Below are 19,959 nucleotides of genomic sequence, written 5' to 3' on the forward strand. Positions count from 1 at the left end.
AATTATTTTTTGGACTTGATGAGAATCACACCATTTTCACCTTTGGAACCATAAATTGAAGTCGCAGAAGAGCCCTTCAAGACACTAATAGATTCGATTTTATCAGGAGTCATTGTCTTGTTATATTCTTCCAGGTCTATTATTTTCCCGTCAAGTACATATAGCGGTCTTTTGGTCGGATCAAGAGAAGGGCTTTTATCTATGGTAATTTTAACACCCGGAGAGGGTGGTGAATCGTTATATTGCGTAGTTCCCGTTTCGGGCAACTTGTAAGAGCCTGGATATTGTCCGGCAATACTACGAGTATTATAATTGATTGCCATGTTTTGGGCACTTGAACTTTCGCTTCCCGCTACTTTACCTATATTTTGCGCTGATTCAAAATCACTGAAATTATACGAACTCTTTTGCTGACTTGCGGGAGTCGAATAATTGTAAAATTTGGAAGGTTGCTTTCCAGTCAGCTGAAAAGTTATGGGTAAATTATACTGAACGGCGACAGCTTCACCACCTTGAATTCCAGGTTCCCAGCGAGGCATTTTTGTTACAATCCGCACAGCTTCTTCATCCAGTCCTGCACCAATTCCTTTCAAAATTTTTGGATTACTGACATCTCCGTTTTCACTCACAGTGAAAGAGACAATCACTCTTCCTTCGATCCTCTGCCTGGCAGCCTTTTCCGGATATACAATTGCGGAGGACAGATATTGCATGAGTGCATCCATACCTCCTGGAAATTGAGGCTGCTGTTCAACGACGGTAAACTTTTCAGCCTGATTTGATTTCGGCGACGGCTTGGTTTGATCACCTGTGTTTTCTGATTTTACCGTTACTTCCGAATGTACATTAGCTCTTTTACGTAAAATAATTTCATTCAACGCATCGCTTCCATTCATATCAATTGTGAAAGATTCATAATTGATATGAGAAACTACCAGCGTACTACCGACTGAAATATTTTCAAGTTTGAATCTCCCATTCCGATCAGTGGATGTGCCTTCGTTAGTACCCTTTACGATGACAGTCGCAGCCTTGATCGCTTTTCCATCTTCATCTTTTACCGTACCTTCGACCGTGATATTCTTGGAAGAAATGAGCTGGTAATCTTTTCGCTCCACCGCATTCAACAATCTTTCTCTCGCCGCGGTCAACATCAGAATAATACCGATAAGTGGAAAAATCAGAAAGTATTTTCCGAGCACCCATTGCGAGTTCCGGTTTTTATAGATCATAATGATTCGACTTTTAAGCATGGAGGTGTTGAAAAAATGATTTGTCAGGGAAGCAATCGGTGCCGACAATGCATACGAAACCAAGAAACTTGCGTACTGATCACGATTTGGCGCTTCTTCGTCTGCCAGAAATTCATGGACTTCCTGCAAAGAATTTTTATAAAACCATAATACTGGATTAAACCAGAAGGCGACTTTTAAAAACTCAACTAAAAGAACGTCCAGCGTGTGCATTTGCCGGATATGTACGGATTCATGTCTGAGTATCGGGTCGAAATGTTTGTCGTAATCTTCGTGATTAATGACGAGCCATTTGAAGAAAGAAAACGATCCGATTTCATTATGTGGCAGTAAAACCAGCGTGTGTTCTTCCATCGGAATTGATTCGCCCTCCCGGATAAGCCGCAACAGATCGCGAAAACTTTCAAGCAGTTTAATAAACATCAGAGAGGCGCCGATAATCTGAATTGCCCAGACAAACTGTGACCAGTGCAGTGCAAATTTTTCAGTTTCTTGTGTTGATATATAGACTGGAATAGCTGCCACTGCATAAACCGCGGTTGGCATTACACGTGCGTTATCAGGGAAATGAATAAACGGTAATAAAAAGGATACGAGCAAGGCGCCGATAAGGTAGAATCGGTTCCAGACAAAAAAAGTATGTTTACGGAACAGAAACCAGTAACAGGCGTAAAACAAGATCCAGTAAATATTTACTTTTCCCAGATAAATCAGAGCCTCCATTTTCTACATCTTTTTAGTAATAATAGAAATCACCCCATGACGGCCATCTTCGCCATAAGCATCCAATGCCTTTTGATCTTTTAAAATATTTACCGACTCGATTTGCGCCGGATCAATTTTCTTTAAAATATCAGCATCTCTTTCAATTTTGCCATCAACGATGTAAACAACCTTAGCTTCCGTGATACGTACTTTTTCGGTACTATTTTTTCCGGGTTCCTGTTCTACACTTCCAGATTTGGTCAGCGTTGTTTTAGAGCCGTCTTTATTGTCAAACTGCTTGTCGATCAGAGAGGTTCGTTTGTTTTCATTCGATTCTGATTCCTCCATTTGAAAATTTATCGGCAAGTTGTAGCGAACATTCACTGGTACGCCATCTTGCTTCGCTGGTTCCCATGTCGGAAATAAGGAAAGTACTCTGACTGCTTCCTCGTCACAACCATATCCAATACCTTTTAGCACCTTGATCTCCCCGATTTCGCCTGTTTCTGTAACAACAAATGAAAGAAAAACACGTCCTGTGGCACCTGCGTCAACAGCTGCTTTCGGATACCTTATATTTTGACCAAGAAATTTATACATCTCTTCGATACCGCCCGGAAACATCGGCTGCTGCTCAACTACGGTATAGATTTTCTTCCCTTCCAGATTGACATGCTTTTTACTTTCGGTCAGTTTTTCCATCGTCTCAGAAAGCTCATTATTTTCTTTTTGCTCACAGCCAGCTACAAATAGTGCAACCATACCGATGGTGGCGAATGCGAATACATAGGAGCCAAGCATCCATTTCGAAGTGCGATTTTTATAGATCATTTGAATTCGGGTTTTAATTTGAGATGGTTTGAAAAAATGATTTGTAAGCGACGCTACAGGTGCATTTAGTGCATAGGAAACCAAAAATGTAGCATAATTTTCTCTGTTAGGAGCCTCAGCGTCAGCTAAAAACTCGTGAATTTCCTGCAATGATTTTTTGTAAATAATCAGTATCGGATTGAACCAGAAAACGATTTTCATAAATTCGACCAACAAAATGTCCAGGCTGTGACGCTGCTGCATATGAACCATTTCATGACGAAGAATTGCATCAAAATGATTTTCGTAATCGTTCCGGTTTACGACAATCCATTTAAGAAAAGAGAATGACCCGATGTGATTGGAATTGATCAGCACGACGGTACAATCGTCGAGTTCAATTTTTTCACCCTGCTTCAAGAAACCGGAGAGCTGACGGATATTTTGGTGTAGCTTGAAAATCATGAATGAAGCTCCCGCCAGATATAGAAGTCCGAGGATATTCTTCCATTTGAATAGACCTGGCGGCTCCTCCCTATTTTCTGATATAGTAAATGAGGTAGCATTTACTTCATAAAGAACAGAAATCTTAGGTGCCGCTTCGGGATAAATTAAAAACGGGAGGATTAGTGAGACGATCAGTGAACCGAGGAGGTAAAACCGGCTCCATGTAAAGAATGTGTGTTGACGAAGAAATAACCGGTAACAAGTATAGAAAAGTGTCCAATACAAACTGACTTTTCCAATATAAATCAGGAGTTCCATGGCTAACGGATGTTTGAAGGTTAGGTTACATTTTTTCTGTTAGTTCATTTTAATGTTTCACCGTTTTATGATCATCACTTAATTTAATCAGACAGATTCAGGAGGATTTACGTTGTTCATGAGATTTCATGGCTAAGGAAGCGAATTTACTCGCCTTTATGATCGTTGATCAGCTTCATGATCTCGTCCAGATCTTTTGTCTTTAAATCATTATCCTTCACGAAAAACGAGACAAGATTTGGAAGAGAATTGTCAAAATAATTAGTCATTAATTGCTTCATTTCATGACGCTTATATTCTTCTTCCGTAATTAGAGGATAATATTCATGCGTTTTTCCATAAGCTGTATAACCAACAACTTCCTTTCTTTCCAGGATCCGGATAATTGTTGATACTGTATTGTATGCAGGCTTTGGTTCAGGCATTTCTGTTAATATATCTTTTACGAATGCCTTTTTCAGTTGCCAGAGAATTCGCATGATTTCCTCTTCTGCCCGGGTTAATGTTCGAATTTCCATATAGCTGTAAGAGTTGTATTTATAGGAGTTTAAATGATGATGTTCAAAGGTAATACTAATAAAATAGTTTTACAACTATTTTATTAGTTATTAAGAAAAAAAATAAAACGACAATGATTCGACTCGTCGTTTTATAATCTCTAAATATCGTGGTTAAGCAAATTCTGATCCTTTTCTTTTAGATATCCGCCAACATAAAAAGTAATCCCGTCGAGTATTTCAATTTCCTTATTCCAGTCGAAAACCTGCCATTTGTGAAATTTGGTAGCTATGACGACTTTCTTGGAAGCAGTTAAAAACCAACCTCAGGGTAACCTTTTCGGTAAAAAGGTTTTCCGTCAATTATTTCATGGATCAAAACGTTGGGAATATCCTTCTCAGAAAACGCGGTCAAAAATCGGGAGGGACCTGTCGAAGCTATCATGGTCGTTACTTTTGCTTTATTCAATATAAAAAATTGGAACGATTAGTTTGCTGACATCCTGACTTATACGCGATTTTTGAGTATTATATCATTGTTGTTTCCTAAAATAAATAACCAAAAAAAGCAGCAGAAAAATATTCTGCTGCTTCTCAAAAAATGGTATATATATGCTTATTCTACTACGCTCAACTTAACTGTGTTCGTTTTGCGTTGTTTCGAAACAGGCATGCTTAATGTATTGATAAATACATCGCCTTTTTTCAATTCACCTTTCTCGATCAGGAAAAGTTTGATGTCCTCAATCAAGTCATCCGTCGAAACGTCCTGGTCTTTATCGTAATAAAATACCTTTGTTCCCCAGTAAAGAGCCAAAGTATTCATCAAAACTTTGTTTGACGTGAAGATCAAAAGACCTGCTTTGGGACGGTGGTGAGACAAACGGAAGGAAGTATAACCTGAACGCGTGATACCGATAATAGCAGCAGCATTCGTGTCACGAGCTAAACGACAGGCACTCATCACGACGTTGTCATTCAATTTGTCCTGGCCTGGCTTTTCGTTTACAAAGGCGTGGTATTTAAAATATACGTCATTTGTATTTTCTTCCACTTTTTCGATTGTACGGCTCATGCTTTCAACCGCTAACAAAGGATATTTTCCGGAAGCAGTTTCTGCACTTAGCATTACTGCGTCAGCACCATCAAGAACAGAGTTTGCAACGTCGTTAAGTTCCGCACGTGTTGCGCGGGGGCTTTCGATCATACTTTCAAGCATTTGAGTTGCAACGATAACCGGTTTGCCAGCTTTGTTACATTTTTCAACGATCATTTTCTGGATCATCGGAACCTCTTCTGCCGGAAGTTCAACTCCCAAATCACCACGTGCAACCATGATAGCATCAGCTGCTTCGATGATTTCGTCGATGTTCGCAATAGCCTCAGGTTTTTCGATTTTCGCAACCAGACGGGCAAATTTGCCTTTATTGGCGATATATTCTTTTACTTTAATTACTTCTGATGCAGTACGTACGAATGAAAGTGCTACCCATTCCACATTATGTTCAAGACCGAAATCCAGATCTTCATAATCTTTGGTCGTTACAGAAGGCATTGAAACGCGCGTATTTGGAAGGTTAACGCCTTTTTTAGATTTAAGCAAACCTCCGTAAACCACCTGTGTGATTACGTCACTTCCTTCAATTCCTGTTACAAGTACTTCAAGCTTTCCGTCATCCATCAAAATACGATCGCCGATTTTAACGTCGTTATACATCCCGTCATATGGTGTGCTTACTTTTTCAGCAGTACCCAGAACTTCTGTATTGGAAAGGATAAGTTTATTTCCAGCCTCGATCAATACACCATCTTTTTCAGCTACGAGTCCGATACGGATTTTTGGGCCTTGTAAATCTTGTAAAATAGCAAGGTTCAATCCGAATTCTTCATTGATTTCACGAATGGTAGTAAGCCTGGCCAGGTGGTCTGCATGTGTACCATGAGAAAAATTTAGACGAAATACATTTACTCCGGCTGTTGCCAATGAGTGAAGCATTTCTTTTGTTTCTGATGTTGGGCCTACGGTAGCAACAATTTTGGTTTTCTTGGAAGACATAGAGTTAATTGCAGTATTATATGAATTTACTAAACACAATCCACATCAATGATGATCTGGACGCCTTTTATGGTTTTATCGGTTAGAATATCGATGACCTTTTCTTGTATAAACGACTTTGCCGCCTTAAAATTAATCTTTTCTCGTTCAAGTTTAATGAGAATGTCGAACAAAAACTGATTTCTTACTCTTTCAACCAACGGAGGCTCTGGTCCAAGCACTCTGCTTTTGCCTAAATTCGCCGTCAATTTTTCAGCCAGAACTGTCGAAGCGCGTTTCGAAGTTGCCTCATCAATATGTTTTGTTGTAATTTTTATTAACCGGGTAAACGGAGGATAGTGAAACTGTTCTCGCTCAACGATTTCCGTCTCATACATCCCGACGTAATCATTCTGAATAATTCTTTCCAGAATTTTCTGGGCCGGATTTGCTGTTTGGATCAAAACTTTTCCAGGTTTGTCGGCTCTCCTTCCAGCGCGCCCGCTTACTTGTGTAAGCATTTGAAACGCTCGTTCGGAAGCCCGAAATTCGGGAAAATGAATAATTCGGTCGGCGTCAAAAATACCTACCATACTCACATTATCGAAATCGAGCCCTTTACTCACCATTTGCGTACCTACTAAGATGTCAGTCCCGCCTTGTTCGAATTCCTGAATAATTTGCTGGTAAGCATTTTTTGCACGCGTTGTATCCAAATCCATTCGTTGCACACGTGCAGCCGGCAAGAGCAGATGAAGTTCATCTTCAATTTTTTCAGTTCCGTAACCTATCGTTTTTACACGGGTTGAACCGCACGCAGGACAAGTTCTCGGCACCTCTTCCTTATGACCGCAATAATGGCAGCGCAGCTCACGCGCTTTCATGTGATAAGTAAGGCTTACATCGCAATTGTTGCATTCTGAAATCCAGCTGCATTCCTCGCATTGCATATAAGGCGAATATCCCCGCCGGTTCTGGAATAAAATAGTTTGTTCTTTATTGGTCAGATTCGATTCAAGGTGCTGAAGCAGAACGGATGAAAATTCATTTTTCATTGTCCGCTGCTTTTTTTCCTTTTTAGTATCAACCAAAAGAAAAGTGGGCAACGCGGCATTTCCAAACCTTTGAGACATTTCTACCAGGCCATATCTCCCGCTTCTTGCATGAAAATAACTTTCCAGCGACGGTGTTGCTGAACCCAATAAAGTTTTTGCTTTGTGCATATAAGCCATGATAACTGCAACATCACGCGCGTGATATCGCGGCGCCGGGTCATGCTGCTTGTAGGATGTTTCATGTTCTTCGTCAACAATGATCAGTCCTAAATTATCAAAAGGCAAAAATATGGCAGACCGAACGCCCACAACAAACTGGAATTTTCCATCCAGAATGCCCTTCCATACTTCAACGCGCTCGTTATCTGAGAATTTAGAGTGATAAATTCCCATTTGATCACCAAAAACTTTCCTTAGCCGAACAACGATCTGGGTCGTTAATGCAATTTCAGGAAGTAAAAAAAGAACCTGAGTTCCACCTTCCAGCGCTTGTTTGATGAGTTCAATGTATACTTCCGTCTTACCGCTTCCCGTGATTCCGTGGAGTAATACCACTTCTTTTTCCGAAAACGATTCATGAATTTGTTCAAAAGCAGTTTTTTGACTTTCCGTTAAATTAATTTCAGGTGATGTTCCTCCCGGAATATCAGAAAAGCGCGAAACGACTATTTCAAATTCTTCAAAAACACCTTTTTTTACCAGCGTTTTCAGAGCCGAATCAGAGACGCCGTTATCCTTCGAGAATATTGTTTTGTCAAGTCCTTTTTGATTCAATTCTGCATTGTTATGCACAGGGACATGGCTCAGATAACGCATCAGAATATCCTGCTGCTTTGGCGTTTTGTCGAGCGAAGCGGTCAGGTCCATCAGAGAATTTTCCGAAGTAAAAGCCGATGTAAGACGTACTTTTTTTACAATCTTTGGCTGGTATCTTTCCTTCACTTCTTCAAAAAGGATCACAGCATGTTTTCCAACCAAAGATTTTATGATGGCAGTAATATTGGTCTGATTGACTAGACGCGCCACTTCCTCATAAGAAAGGGTAGTATGTTTTTTTATCTCATCAAGAATATATCTTTCCTGATCTGTCAACAATTCTTCGTAGTCAAATTCAGGATTATGCTGAATGCGCGACTGGCTGGTAATTTTCAGACCGGCTGGCATAGCAACATTCAAAACCTCTCCGATATTGCACAAATAATATTCTGATACCCATTTGAAAAGTTCAAGCTGATGCGTGGTGATAATCGGCTCGTCGTCCAGTAATTCGAGAATATATTTTGCCTGATACTGCGCTGGCGGATTTGAATGGATATTGGCTACAACGGCTGTAATAACACGTTTTTTGCCAAACTGAACAATTACCCGCGCACCAACCTTAATCATTTCCGACATATTTCTTGGGACTCGGTACGTAAAGAGTCTTGGAACTGGAACCGGAAGGATCAAATCGGCAAAAAGGGTGATTTCGTCCTCAAAAAGGGAGGTCATTGGCTGTGCAGACAAAAATTTTATTAATTATTAAGAAGGCGCAAGTTACGATTTTATTGGCTTAAAGTGTCTCAAAGAAATTGCTTTGAAAGCGACAATTATCGATTTTGCTTTTTCTTAGGACGTTGACGAGTGTCAAAGATTACAAGCAGTACAATCTGTTTTCTGTAAATTTTATATTATTAAAGTTGTGTTTTGTAATCATTGCATCTCGCACTGAATTTCGATTTGAGATTTGTTTCATGAAAGTTTTCCAACGCTTTCAGAGACCAGATGGTATTCAAGGCCTTTTTTTAAATGTTTCTCTGGCTTTGGAATGGCTAATACCTTCCCCATTTTCAATTCGTTCCTTAGATATTTTTACATCTGAAATTACCTGTCAAAATGTGAAATATGTAACAAGTTAGAAAATATTTTCAACCAACAATTCCGGGGCATTTTCCCAGTTGACCATCGCGTTGAACAATCTTATGTGACTGAATGAAGTTATATCATTTTCCGAAATATCCGTCTCTTCAATAACTCCTGAATCTAAGAGATATGCCCTTTGTGTTCCCGGCAACAGAGGTGTACTTGGCGTATACCATTTTCCATTTTCCAGAAAAGCGACATTACAAAAGTTAGTATCCGAGACCTTCCCATTTTTTATGATCAGAATTTCGTCCGAGTCTTCGCGTTGTTCGTAAAGAAAATTCAGATCGTTTCTATCATTGTATTTATAGGAGTAATCGATCGCATCGTCGTAAACCTTCTTGATTTTCCTTATGGTTCTGGGAATATAAAGCTCCCATTTTATATTATCAACCTTACCAGCATATGCCAATCTGCACTTATGCGGTTCTGCACTAACAAACTCTGGAATGCGTATTAATTTTGAAAGCTCCCATTGGTCGCGTAAACCGAACAGCTCGGATCTGGTTTTATTCAACCGCGCTTCATGATAATCAAGATTTTGAAATTGGCGATTTTTGACACAAATCGTTTCAAAGCACAGCGGATGGGACATGGGCAAATGGTAAATAAACTTTATCAATTATTTCCTGATATTCGCTTCGGGCATCACTTTTTGCAGTAATTCCTCCACCGCTTTTGAAAACAAGTTTGCCGTTTTGGTTTTCTATGTAACGAATCATCACGGCACTCTCAAAATTTTCTCCGTCAAAGTAACCCATGACGCCGGTATAGTATCCGCGGTCGTATCCTTCTGCATCTTTAATTATTTGCAAAGTACTTGGCTTCGGAGCTCCGCTTATAGAGCCGGCAGGAAGTAATTTCATCAGTAAATCACCAAATTCTCCGTCAAAATTATCGGGTAAAATTCCGGCAATCTCAGAACTTACCTGTAAAAGTGTTTTTTGATATGTATGAACCGGTTCAATATACCGATAACGTTCAACCCACACTTTTTCAGCAATAATACTGATATCATTTCTAATCAGATCGACAATCGTTGCATGTTCAGCTGCTTCTTTTGGATCTGAAAGGATCACGTTTTCAGCATTTGGAAAAGACGCGTCGATGGTTCCTTTCATAGGAAATGAAGAAATCCGCTTACCATGAATCTTTATAAAAATCTCTGGTGAAAAACAGACAAACTGATCTTTCAGCCAAAAGCGATATGGCGCTTTGCTATAGTGAAAAATATCTTTTAACGAAAGACTGGTCTCTATCGGCGTTGGAACAGAAAGATTGACTAGAAAAGAATTTCCCGCTCGCAGATTAATTACAACATGATCAAATTTCTGTTGATACACTTCAAAAGAAACAGGACTTTTCCGAAAGTGAAAATCTTCTCCGTACCCCGGATCGATGGCCTTTTTACTGTTAGTGAAACCGTTGAAATCATATAAAACTTCCATCGGATTAATTTCCTCCAGGCGCCAGACAACTGGTTTTTGAGCTAAAAAGTCAATAAGAAAGACAAACGGAATTTTCCGTTTTCCACAGTCATTGAGGCTTTTTACGAAATTGTGATCGATGTCTTTCAACGATTTTTGAAATAATTACAACAGGTATTTCTAACAGTCGCGCAATTTACAAAGTTCAGAAACCAATGTTCTAAATAAAGAGTTAATATTATGGAGCCAACAACAGGAGGACAGGTATAGGCTTACCTGAAGTCTGTCTTAATTTTGACCTGTAAAAATCCGGGCAAGCGCGTTCGTTCAATAAGATTTCGTAAAGATTTATGCATATACATGACGTTATAATTATCGGTGGAGGGCCCTGTGGCCTGGCAATGGCTATTGAGGCGACAAAAAATGGTCTTGATCATCTGATTCTAGAAAAAGGAAATATCACAGAATCAATTCGTCGTTATCCGAGAAGAATGCGTTTCTTTTCAACGGCCGAAAATATTGAAATCGGAGGGATACCTTTCGCCATTTCGGAAGTGAAGGCTAATCGGAACGAAGCCTTGCAATATTATAGAAAGGTTGCCGGCTATTACGATCTGAATTTTAAGCTTTTTGTCGACGTGGCTCGCACAGAAAAGCAGGAAGACGGGACATTTTTTGTCTATGCAACCGACGGTCAGGTTTTCCAGTCACGCAGCGTTGTGCTTGCCACAGGTTATTTTGATGTTCCGCGCATGCTCAATGTACCAGGAGAAGATTTACCACATGTTTCGCACTATTACGATGAACCTTTCAGGTATTCCTACACAAATGTTGTATTGGTTGGCGGTTCAAATTCTTCGGTCGAAGCGGCGCTTGAACTATATCGTCACGATGCGCACGTAACGATTGTTCATAAGGAAGCGGATTTTCGTACTAAAGTAAAATACTGGCTTGTTCCGGATGTTAAAAACCGGGTGAAAGAAGGCAAAATTCACACACGTTTCAATAGCATTACGAAGGCTATTGAGCCGGGAAGAATTCAAATCGAGAATCTGGAAACGGGTGAAACAGAATGGATGCCAGCAGATTTTGTCTTCCTGCTCGTAGGTTATCTTCCCGATGAACATTTGCTTTTCCGTTGCGGAATTACACTGGACCCATTGACCAAAGTACCAACTTTTGATCCTGATACATTCGAGACCAATATTCCAGGCCTGTATTTGTGCGGGACGGTTATGGCGGGTGTATTTACTGAAAAAATATTTATTGAAAATGGTCGGGAGCATGCAGCTGCAATAGCCGATCATCTGATGGGAAGAGAAGTAAGGAAAGTGAAGGAGTTGATTGATCGGATTTAATATTAAAGGATGCAGAATCAAATTTCCTGCATCCTTTACTATTTCATTCTTCCCGAACAAACACAAGTTTCTTCCTCTTCTTCTTCATTGAAACCTTTTCAATTTTAGCGATGAGGCCGCTGCCGCCAACAGCATAACCAACATTTCCGGCAAAACTTACTGCATGGAAGGGTTCGTTTCCGACTGATTGCCATGATTTTCCTTGTTTGGTAGAAGAACTGCTTCCTGACGGGCCGACTGCCACCAGTGCAAAATCATCTGATCGAATCTGCCCATCTCCGTTCCACGTCGAGTGCCGCTTATGATATAATGCAACAGCTTCTTTCAACCCAAATGGTTTTGTTGTTGCGCCAAATTTCCAGGTTACACCTCCATCTTCGGTTAGCAGAACATTCCTTGTGGTATCACTTGTATTTTTATAATCACCGCCTACAGCGATTCCATGTTTTTTAGACCAAAAGTGCAGCCCAAAAATTCCACTTGTCGGTCCGGCAGGCATTGGCGTTTCTGATACTTGCCAATGGCGACCCATATCGTCTGAACGGAAAACCCTTGCCATTTTCCCTCCGCCTGTTCCTATAAAAGCTTTATCTTTTCCAACAGCCAGAATTGAAGTACCGCTTGCTGCAAAACAAGCTTCGCCGGCCTGTGCTTCAGGGCGGTTTTCCATAGGTAATTCTTGCCAGCTTTTTCCGCCATCTTCCGTCGTCAGGACAAATAATCTACCGTTAATCGGATCTCCAAGGCAGATTCCCTGGTTTTTATTCCAGAAGTCGATGCCATCCAAAAATACCCCGGTTTGTGTAGTTTGGTACACAAGATTCCATGTATCTCCTCCATTTTCAGTACGATAGATTTTTCCTTTGTTTAATTCGGCTGGCCCTGCGCTCATGGCGATGGCTGTCTCTTTACTGAACGCATGTATGTCACGAAAATCAAGCGAATCAGCTCCTGGAATCTTAAATGCAGACCAGCTTTTACCACCATTGTTTGTGCGTAAAACTGTGCCCGAGGAGCCTCCGATCCAACAAATTGTAGGCGTAACTGTGTGAACGCCACGCATACTGACTTTTGTTTTTGCGTCAATAATGTCCCATTGACTGAATGCGGAAGTCGAAGAAAATAATAAAACCGTAATAAAATTTAGTAAAAAAGTACGGGGAGCAGCAAAAAAGGCGTTAAAGAATGGATTTGGCACGGTATTTGTTAAATTTGGTTGACTATCTATTTTTACATCACACAAAATAAGAATTTGGTATGAACAAGAATCAAAAATTTCTGATCGGAACGGTAGGTGCTTTGCTTACAGGTGTTGCCATTGGTTTGTTAGTTGCTCCTAAAAAAGGGAAAGATACACGTAAGCTGATTAAAAGTAAAGCAAATGATTTTGGTGGTACTGTTAAAACCAAAGCTGGTGATATAGGTGGGACAGCCAAAGATACCTATGAAAAAAGTCTTGAAGAACTGGCTGTATTAGCAGACAAGTTGAAAGAAGGATTTTTTAAAAATGTGAACTCAGCGAAATCGAAAGCTGAATCAGTAGCAGATAACGTAAATGAGAAAGTTAGAAGTGTTGTAAACAACGCATAGTTTTTTCTGAAATATAGTAGGCCGGTTCTGATCAGAACCGGCTTTTATTGTTTTATGGAGTTATTGATTTAAAAATTTCGGTAACAACTTCATTGATTCCCTTCACAAAATTTTCCTCTTTCCCGGGCAAAATTCCTTCGCCGCCGCCCTTCCATACCATTTTATTAGACGAAGCATCTACAAGATCGATCAGCAGAGTACCTTCCTTATATCTTCCCGTTTCCACTTCCTTACTTTTCCAGGAATATCTACGCTGTCCCATGTAAAGCGGCCGTCCGTCATTCTGAAAATTAGTTTGTCTGGTTTGAATTTCTTCTTTGACAGATATTGCAATATTTACTTTTAACGCCGGATCCTGTGCTTGGTTCAATCCTTTTGCTTCCAGATTTTTTGAAATTGCATCTTTAATTATCGCGATATTTTTCTCAAATGTTACGGGCGAAGTGTCACCTTTTGCTTCAACATCGAAGAAACCAAAGGTAGAATAATCTGTGAGACGGAAATTTTCTTCCTTTTCGGGTTTCAAAATTTTATGGGATGGGGCGCAGCCAAATAGTGTGGAGGTAAGCAGAATTATTAAAATTGAAGTTTTCATAGCTGATAAGTCTAAGTTTTCAGATTATCAAAAGTTAGCATTTAAACTGGCCTTTTTCAACAAAACGAGCCCATTTTTTAATTCAGTAACAGGATAACCAAAAGTGACGTAACAGAAATAGAAATCCAGAGAATTGTTCCTTGCAAAAAGGGTCTTATACCAACGGATTTTATGGTTTCCAGATTTAAGCCCGCGCCAATCAGAAACATTGTCAATACCAGTAACTTTTTTGATAAGCCGAGCAGGTTTATGTAAAAAAATTGATACTCCCTGAAATAGTTACTGAATAAAACGGCTAAAATAAAAAACCCGATAAAATATGGGAAACTGATTTTTCCGCCATGTTTACGATTAAAAAGCATCGTAACAACAGATAAAGGAATGATCCAAAGAGCTCTTTCCAGTTTTACTGTTGTTGCCGTTTGTAATGCTTCGGCACCAAATTTCGCAGAGGCACCAACAACTGAACTCGTGTCATGGATAGCAATCGCACACCATAATCCGAAATCATGCTGAGACATGTGAATCCAATTTCCAAAAATTGGAAAAATAAACAGAGCTGCGGAATTTAGAACAAAAACAACGCCCAGCGCAGAGCTGATCTGTTTTTCATTTGCCTTAATCAGCGGAGATAAAGCAGCTACGGCACTTCCGCCGCAAATAGCGGTACCGGTAGAAATTAAAAATGAGCTTTTAAATTCAATACCAAGTTTTCGTCCAAGCCAAAGTCCTGCGGATAAGGTAAGAGCGATAGAAAATAACGTAAACAGAAAACCTTCCCTTCCTGCTTCAAGTGCCTGATTCAGATTCATTCCGAAACCCAAACCAACTACGGAGATCTTCAAAAGTATCTGTGCCGCTTTATGAGTTAAATGCGCAAAGGGATTTCCGATAGCCGGCGTCAGAATAAATCCCGATAATAGAGCGATTGGAGCGTCTGCCCACGGGGAAAGGCACAACAGGAAAACAAGTATGAAAAGAATATGTTGAGCAGTTACCTGAGAATGTTTATGAGCAGCTTCCATGATTTCCTGTCTGATTTTAGACAAAAATACCATGAGAATTTCCCAAAAGTAAATCAAAAAAGGTGTGGTTTAATAACTTATAGTTATCGTTTGAGCGAGCAAAAACGAACGAAAAGCCTGGAAAGAGGCGAAGGCTGTCCCTGGCGAGTAACGAAAGAAAATGTACGAGTCATCTCCAATTCGTCGATGTCTATAATGCAGAGTCTGTCGTCAGTTAAATCTTGCTTCACACTATAAACTGAGAGAAAAGCGAATGTATCCGAAAAGAGCAAGTAATTTTTAATGCTTTCTGTGCTTCCCAGTTGCATATGAATATTCAAATCTCTCATCTTAATTCCGAACTTTTGCAGATAATCTTCGATGATCTCGGAAGTCCCTGAACCTGTTTCACGCGTCAGCAATGGAAGTTTTGTTAAGTCTTTTAGCGAGATAGCTCTTTTTTTTAACAAACTGTTTTTGGGTCTGCTTACCAGGACAATCTCGTCTTTTACAAAGGGTGAATATTTAAGATCAGAGTTATGTGCTGTTCCTTCAACCAGGCCTAATTCAATTTTTTTCTCTACCAGCATTTGCTCGATAACCAGCGAATTCGCCATTGTAAGCTCGATTTTTATTTCCGGAAATCGCTGGTGAAAGCGGGCGAGATAGGAGGGAAGGACATATTGCGCAATCGTAGTGCTCGCGCCGATGTGTAAAACCCCTTCGGTTTTATTTTGCAGCAGATTAATATCAAAATCGAGTTTTTGATATTGCTCAAAAATTAAATGTGCATGCTGCAACAGTATTTCCCCTGACCGTGTGAGGATAATCCTCTTCTTCGCTCTGTCAAAAAGGGTAGTATTATACTGTTGCTCTAATTCTTTGATATGTTTGGTAACCGCAGGCTGACTGATATTTAACTGCGCTGCTGCCCTGTTAAAATTCAGAGTTTGAGCAACCGTGTAAAAAACTTTTAGTCGAAAATCGAGCATAATCACCAATAAAATTTATCCGATTACGCTACCAAGTTCTTTTGCAGCGGCCATGCTGATGCCTTTATAAAATATATATTCGTTCATGATTGCATTTTCCTGGTCCTCTGTGGTCGCTTTTTTCAAATCTTCCATGCAGATTTTCATTTTCTCTTCGATGAACGCTTTTTTCAGCCGCAGAATATTAATGAAACTGCTTTTATCAAGAACGTCAAGCTCAGAAGGAACATAAATCTCGAACTTTTCTGTCCATAGCGAGCTCAATTCATACTTGCTCGTCAACCAGCTAATCGTCAGGTCCCGTATTTCAGGCTCATGGTGATTTTGAAAATAGTCGGTTGTAAGGACTTTTTCCCGGCTATAATTTTCACGGAACAAAGTCAACAGGTGATGAAAAACCGGATCCTTGAAATCAATCCCTTGGATTTCTCCCAATACATATGCACAAACAGAAATCGTCGGTTCAAGCTCATTGGCCCCATATAATACCAAAAGACGGATAAATGCTTCCTCTTGATAATATAACTTTGTCCGCTGAGATGGTTCTTCGACCTCAGCTGGCTCTAATGGAGAATCTCCGGCAAAAAAATCAGCTGGTGGTCCATCATCAGCAAATGGAATATCCTGCGGACCTTGTGGTGTAAAATTTGGTGGCCTGCTGTTTCCCCGGTCTTGTGGCTTAGGCTGTGTATGAAGTTTTCTCAGCAATTTGTTTCCCTCGGAGATAAGCATTTGCTCATCGACTTTCATCATTTCTGATGTCCGGTGAAAAAATACTTGGCGCTTTATCGCATCCGGAATTTTGATAATGCTGTTTACAACTTCACCGATTACAGCCGCAAGCCTGAACGGATCATTGCCGGCATCTTGCAGCAAAGTTTCCGTTTTAAATGTGATGAAGTCACGAGATGCCTTCTTTAAATAATCTTTGAAAGCTTCTGCACCTACTCTTCGGACGTAGCTATCGGGATCTTCGCCATCGGGAAAAAGAACAATACTGACATTCAGGCCTTCTTCAAGAACCAGATCCAGTCCACGCAGAGCGGCTTTAATCCCGGCCATATCTCCATCATATAAAATGGTAATATTTGGGGTAAATCTACCGATCAGTCTGATTTGTTCTGTGGTAAGTGATGTTCCTGAAGAGGCGACCACATTCTCAATTCCTGCCTGATGCAGAGAAACAACATCAGTATAGCCTTCAACGAGATAACAAGCCTCTTGCTGCCTGATGGCATTTTTTGCCTGAAAAATACCATAAAGAATATCACTTTTATGGTAAACTTCTGTTTCCGGAGAATTCAGATATTTTGGTTGCGACTTATCTGTTTTGAGAATTCTTGCGCCAAAGGCAATTACTTTCCCCGCGACATTATGAATCGGGAAAATTACCCGGCCCCGGAAACGGTCGTAACCCGCCGTTTGACTTCCCTCCTTATGAATTAACAATCCCGCTTTCAAAAGAATATCGGCAGTGTAGCCTTTGCTTAACGCCTCTTTTGTCAGCGCGTCCCAGGTATCTGTGCTGTAACCGAGTTCAAATTTCTTCTGAATGTCACTGGTAAAGCCTCTTTCACGAAAATAGCTGACACCGACCGACTGCCCTTCATCGGTTTGGGTAAGTTGTTGCTGGTAAAAATTTTTCGCAAAATTCAGGACCAAATATAAACTTTCACGGGCATTCTGGCGCAAAGCTTCTTCATCCGTAACTTCTTCTTCCTGAACCTCGATCTGGTATTTATTAGCCAGATACCGAAGCGCTTCTCCATAACCGATTCCATCAATATCCATTACGAATTTGATAGCATCACCAGCAGCGCCGCAGCCAAAACATTTGAAGATCTGGCGGACAGGATTTACGTTGAATGAAGGAGATTTTTCATTATGAAAAGGACAGCAAGCAGAATAATTGGCCCCTTTCTTTTTTAGAGACACGAAATCCCCAACCACTTCCACAATGTCAGCAGTTTGTTTGATCCTCTCGACCGTTTCGGGATTGATGCGCATTCTTTTTAGTATCGGTAAATGTTTATATTCAACCTGCTCAGATAATTTCGCAGGCTGTCAAATTTAATCTTAAATGTCGGTAACTAGCGATCTCTCAATTATGAACAACAAAGAGCGCGCTAAAATTTTATCGGCTAGCTAATTATTTTTGGCAGATGTTCATTTTAAGATAGAAACCAATCGAATTAAAAGTAGCAAAAAATCGATATAAATGTCTTCTTAAAAATTTTCCATTTGTCGCGCGATTGAAAAATTTTCCTGCAACTATATTATCAAAAGTAATGTTATGGAACTCAGACATGATGAAATAATGAAAGGTTATTAGTCTTCTTATGTATTGATTCATCAGATGTCTTCCTGACTCTGAAATGTAACCAGTTGTTGAAGTACATTTTTTCGCGGCAATAAAGTATTTTTGTTTCTCGTTAAGCTTTTCTTTAATAATTTAGTTGTTTTCAGAGTGATATATATAAAATCATAATCGAAAGTTTTTTTCTGATAACTTTAATGTGTTATTTTGTGTTTTCGAAATAGAAATTCAATCAAATCAAATTTGATATAGAAGATATCAAAAATATAGTGTGTGTATAGTGTGAAACAGGGCATGAAAATTTTTTCATGTCTTTGTTTTTTTCTGGGGTTTCCTGAATTACTTGGATAAATATTGTAACCCGCGCGGCATAATCCATATGATCATGGTGTAAAGAAAAAATATCTGACCCGGAATCAGATTGTATTCCACCCAATTGATAACCAGTGTTGGAAAGAACAGGATTAAGTAGATTTTTATCCAGTTTGCATTCGCATATTTAAATAAAAAATTAAAGCTCCTCGCTAAAACAATCAACATCAAAAGCGCCCCTGCTAAGCCCGTTTCAGCCAATAACCCTACAAAAGTGTTATGTGCCGAAACGCCTTCCGGGTTGTTTTTAAGATTGCTTTTTATGCACTTCACAGCAGCCAGACCCTCGCCAAAAACGGGTTTTTCGTAAAACCTGTCCAGATATATTTTCCAGATCTTTTGTCTTTCTGTTTATGAGGTTTCTTTCCGTCCTTTGATCAGCCCCGACATTCTCTCAATCCTGTATTTCATATAAGATTCCGGTAGAGATTTTATCATGTGTTCTCCCGTTATGGAATTGAATAATATGCAGAAGAAAAGAATCAGGATAGTAATAGCCAGGATGTGTGGAGTTCTTGGGGGAATGAAAATTAAAATCGTTGCAAAGGTGAGCGAAAACAGCGGGCTGCGGCGCGCTGAAAAATATACTGCTGCCAGGCAAATCAGAAAGATGCTGAAATAATATATTTTCTTGCCAAGTTTTGGTGCCGTAAATCGCATTTTGATAATTGCCAGTATACCCATGATCATAGTTGGATATGCCCAGAAAGTATTACAAGAGAAAAACATCTGATACATGCCACCGTGCGGTTTCATAGATACCATTGTCGCACCGTCAAGCACGAGAATTACAAAATTTCCAATCCATAAAACATGAAGTGTCGTAAGCAAAAATTCTGATTTTGTCCGGGAAGTAATGGATGAGAATGAAATGTATAGCAAAATGGAAAGCATCGAAAATAATGACCAGATTCCGTAAAAAAGGTAACTGGCGATATCAAGGCTAATCAGACCGGAAATCATCCAGCTAAAACCAAGCAATAAGATGTCAAAGTGATCGGCAAAAATTCTGCAGGTGAGTTTATGATTCATCCACAGGCAATAGCCGATAATCCATACCGGTATAAGGAGTCTGATGTATGGCGCAAGTTTTAAATATAACGGTGCATTCTCAATTCCATGAATTGAATATCTGAAAAATGAATAGTTTCCAATCGTTAGAAAGAAGAAAAGGACAATTGGCAAGACTACATTGGTATGGATTCTTGGGGCGACAATTTGTTTCGTTGCAGGCACATCATGAGGTTTTTATATTCTGAGGTAATCAGGTATTGATGCTCGG

General features: G+C 39.8%; 16 protein-coding genes. 2 read left to right on the forward strand and 14 right to left on the reverse strand.

Going from position 1 to position 19,959, the window contains the following annotated elements; translation table 11 throughout:
* Positions 1-2: 2 nt before the first annotated feature.
* From BMY70_RS17840 to BMY70_RS17870, 8 genes are all read right to left on the reverse strand, one after another.
* Positions 3-1,976 carry a M56 family metallopeptidase gene (locus BMY70_RS17840; RefSeq protein ID WP_090337530.1) on the reverse strand — a complete coding sequence of 658 codons (1,974 nt, stop codon included), beginning with the start codon at positions 1,974-1,976 and terminating at the stop codon, positions 3-5.
* 3 nt (positions 1,977-1,979) lie between these two features.
* Positions 1,980-3,533 (reverse strand): M56 family metallopeptidase, encoded by a 1,554-nt coding sequence (locus BMY70_RS17845; protein WP_090337531.1) that lies wholly within the window; start codon positions 3,531-3,533, stop codon positions 1,980-1,982.
* Between the two features lie 146 nt (positions 3,534-3,679).
* The gene (locus BMY70_RS17850) at positions 3,680-4,051 is read right to left on the reverse strand and encodes a BlaI/MecI/CopY family transcriptional regulator (RefSeq protein WP_090337533.1); all 372 of its coding nucleotides are present in this window, start codon (positions 4,049-4,051) and stop codon (positions 3,680-3,682) included.
* A 292-nt stretch (positions 4,052-4,343) separates the two neighbouring features.
* Positions 4,344-4,475, reverse strand: coding sequence for a hypothetical protein (locus tag BMY70_RS31485; RefSeq protein WP_262485751.1), 132 nt, complete (start codon positions 4,473-4,475; stop codon positions 4,344-4,346).
* A gap of 171 nt (positions 4,476-4,646) precedes the next feature.
* On the reverse strand, positions 4,647-6,086 hold the full coding sequence (pyk, locus tag BMY70_RS17855; protein ID WP_090337534.1) for a pyruvate kinase: 1,440 nt from the start codon (positions 6,084-6,086) through the stop codon (positions 4,647-4,649).
* Between the two features lie 29 nt (positions 6,087-6,115).
* Entirely contained in the window at positions 6,116-8,611 is a 2,496-nt protein-coding gene (gene priA, locus BMY70_RS17860; RefSeq protein WP_090337536.1) for a replication restart helicase PriA, read from the reverse strand.
* 403 nt (positions 8,612-9,014) lie between these two features.
* Positions 9,015-9,617, reverse strand: coding sequence for an aminotransferase class IV (locus BMY70_RS17865; RefSeq protein ID WP_090337538.1), 603 nt, complete (start codon positions 9,615-9,617; stop codon positions 9,015-9,017).
* A complete protein-coding gene (locus BMY70_RS17870; RefSeq protein ID WP_090337539.1) occupies positions 9,595-10,599 on the reverse strand; it encodes an aminodeoxychorismate synthase component I in 1,005 nt (334 codons plus the stop codon). Before BMY70_RS17870 ends, BMY70_RS17865 begins: the two co-directional genes overlap by 23 nt.
* 200 nt (positions 10,600-10,799) lie before the next feature.
* Here BMY70_RS17870 and BMY70_RS17875 point away from each other — a divergent pair, with 200 nt between their 5' ends.
* A complete protein-coding gene (locus tag BMY70_RS17875) occupies positions 10,800-11,807 on the forward strand; it encodes a YpdA family putative bacillithiol disulfide reductase (protein WP_090337540.1) in 1,008 nt (335 codons plus the stop codon).
* 43 nt (positions 11,808-11,850) lie between these two features.
* On the opposite strand, the gene BMY70_RS17880 is transcribed toward BMY70_RS17875, so the two are convergent.
* Positions 11,851-13,005 (reverse strand): WD40/YVTN/BNR-like repeat-containing protein, encoded by a 1,155-nt coding sequence (locus BMY70_RS17880; RefSeq protein ID WP_229209663.1) that lies wholly within the window; start codon positions 13,003-13,005, stop codon positions 11,851-11,853.
* Positions 13,006-13,064: 59 nt separating this feature from the next.
* Between BMY70_RS17880 and BMY70_RS17885 the strand changes: the two genes are divergently transcribed.
* On the forward strand, positions 13,065-13,397 hold the full coding sequence (locus BMY70_RS17885; protein WP_090337541.1) for a YtxH domain-containing protein: 333 nt from the start codon (positions 13,065-13,067) through the stop codon (positions 13,395-13,397).
* A gap of 52 nt (positions 13,398-13,449) precedes the next feature.
* Here BMY70_RS17885 and BMY70_RS17890 read toward each other — a convergent pair whose 3' ends face one another.
* The 5 genes from BMY70_RS17890 to BMY70_RS17915 all read right to left on the reverse strand — a co-directional run bounded on the left by BMY70_RS17890 (position 13,450) and on the right by BMY70_RS17915 (position 19,913).
* A complete protein-coding gene (locus tag BMY70_RS17890) occupies positions 13,450-13,992 on the reverse strand; it encodes a DUF4136 domain-containing protein (RefSeq protein ID WP_090337543.1) in 543 nt (180 codons plus the stop codon).
* Positions 13,993-14,069: 77 nt separating this feature from the next.
* Positions 14,070-15,017 (reverse strand): YeiH family protein, encoded by a 948-nt coding sequence (locus tag BMY70_RS17895; RefSeq protein ID WP_090337838.1) that lies wholly within the window; start codon positions 15,015-15,017, stop codon positions 14,070-14,072.
* Between the two features lie 83 nt (positions 15,018-15,100).
* Entirely contained in the window at positions 15,101-15,988 is an 888-nt protein-coding gene (locus BMY70_RS17900) for a LysR family transcriptional regulator (RefSeq protein ID WP_090337545.1), read from the reverse strand.
* 15 nt (positions 15,989-16,003) lie between these two features.
* On the reverse strand, positions 16,004-17,995 hold the full coding sequence (dnaG, locus tag BMY70_RS17905) for a DNA primase (protein ID WP_090337547.1): 1,992 nt from the start codon (positions 17,993-17,995) through the stop codon (positions 16,004-16,006).
* A gap of 1,033 nt (positions 17,996-19,028) precedes the next feature.
* A complete protein-coding gene (locus BMY70_RS17915) occupies positions 19,029-19,913 on the reverse strand; it encodes a hypothetical protein (protein ID WP_090337551.1) in 885 nt (294 codons plus the stop codon).
* Positions 19,914-19,959: the final 46 nt, after the last annotated feature.

Origin of the sequence: Dyadobacter koreensis, from assembly GCF_900108855.1 — a bacterium.
Classification (GTDB): domain Bacteria; phylum Bacteroidota; class Bacteroidia; order Cytophagales; family Spirosomataceae; genus Dyadobacter; species Dyadobacter koreensis.

Bases quoted from the DNA above. Each gene is read 5' to 3' on its own strand.
- BMY70_RS17865 (WP_090337538.1), bottom strand. From the start codon at position 9,617: ATGTCCCATCCGCTGTGCTTTGAAACGATTTGTGTCAAAAATCGCCAA.
- BMY70_RS17890 (WP_090337543.1), bottom strand. From the start codon at position 13,992: ATGAAAACTTCAATTTTAATAATTCTGCTTACCTCCACACTATTTGGC.
- BMY70_RS17895 (WP_090337838.1), bottom strand. From the start codon at position 15,017: ATGGAAGCTGCTCATAAACATTCTCAGGTAACTGCTCAACATATTCTT.
- BMY70_RS17840 (WP_090337530.1), bottom strand. From the start codon at position 1,976: ATGGAGGCTCTGATTTATCTGGGAAAAGTAAATATTTACTGGATCTTG.
- BMY70_RS17850 (WP_090337533.1), bottom strand. From the start codon at position 4,051: ATGGAAATTCGAACATTAACCCGGGCAGAAGAGGAAATCATGCGAATT.
- BMY70_RS17885 (WP_090337541.1), top strand. From the start codon at position 13,065: ATGAACAAGAATCAAAAATTTCTGATCGGAACGGTAGGTGCTTTGCTT.
- BMY70_RS31485 (WP_262485751.1), bottom strand. From the start codon at position 4,475: ATGATAGCTTCGACAGGTCCCTCCCGATTTTTGACCGCGTTTTCTGAG.
- priA (WP_090337536.1), bottom strand. From the start codon at position 8,611: ATGACCTCCCTTTTTGAGGACGAAATCACCCTTTTTGCCGATTTGATC.
- BMY70_RS17875 (WP_090337540.1), top strand. From the start codon at position 10,800: ATGCATATACATGACGTTATAATTATCGGTGGAGGGCCCTGTGGCCTG.
- pyk (WP_090337534.1), bottom strand. From the start codon at position 6,086: ATGTCTTCCAAGAAAACCAAAATTGTTGCTACCGTAGGCCCAACATCA.
- dnaG (WP_090337547.1), bottom strand. From the start codon at position 17,995: ATGCGCATCAATCCCGAAACGGTCGAGAGGATCAAACAAACTGCTGAC.
- BMY70_RS17900 (WP_090337545.1), bottom strand. From the start codon at position 15,988: ATGCTCGATTTTCGACTAAAAGTTTTTTACACGGTTGCTCAAACTCTG.
- BMY70_RS17845 (WP_090337531.1), bottom strand. From the start codon at position 3,533: ATGGAACTCCTGATTTATATTGGAAAAGTCAGTTTGTATTGGACACTT.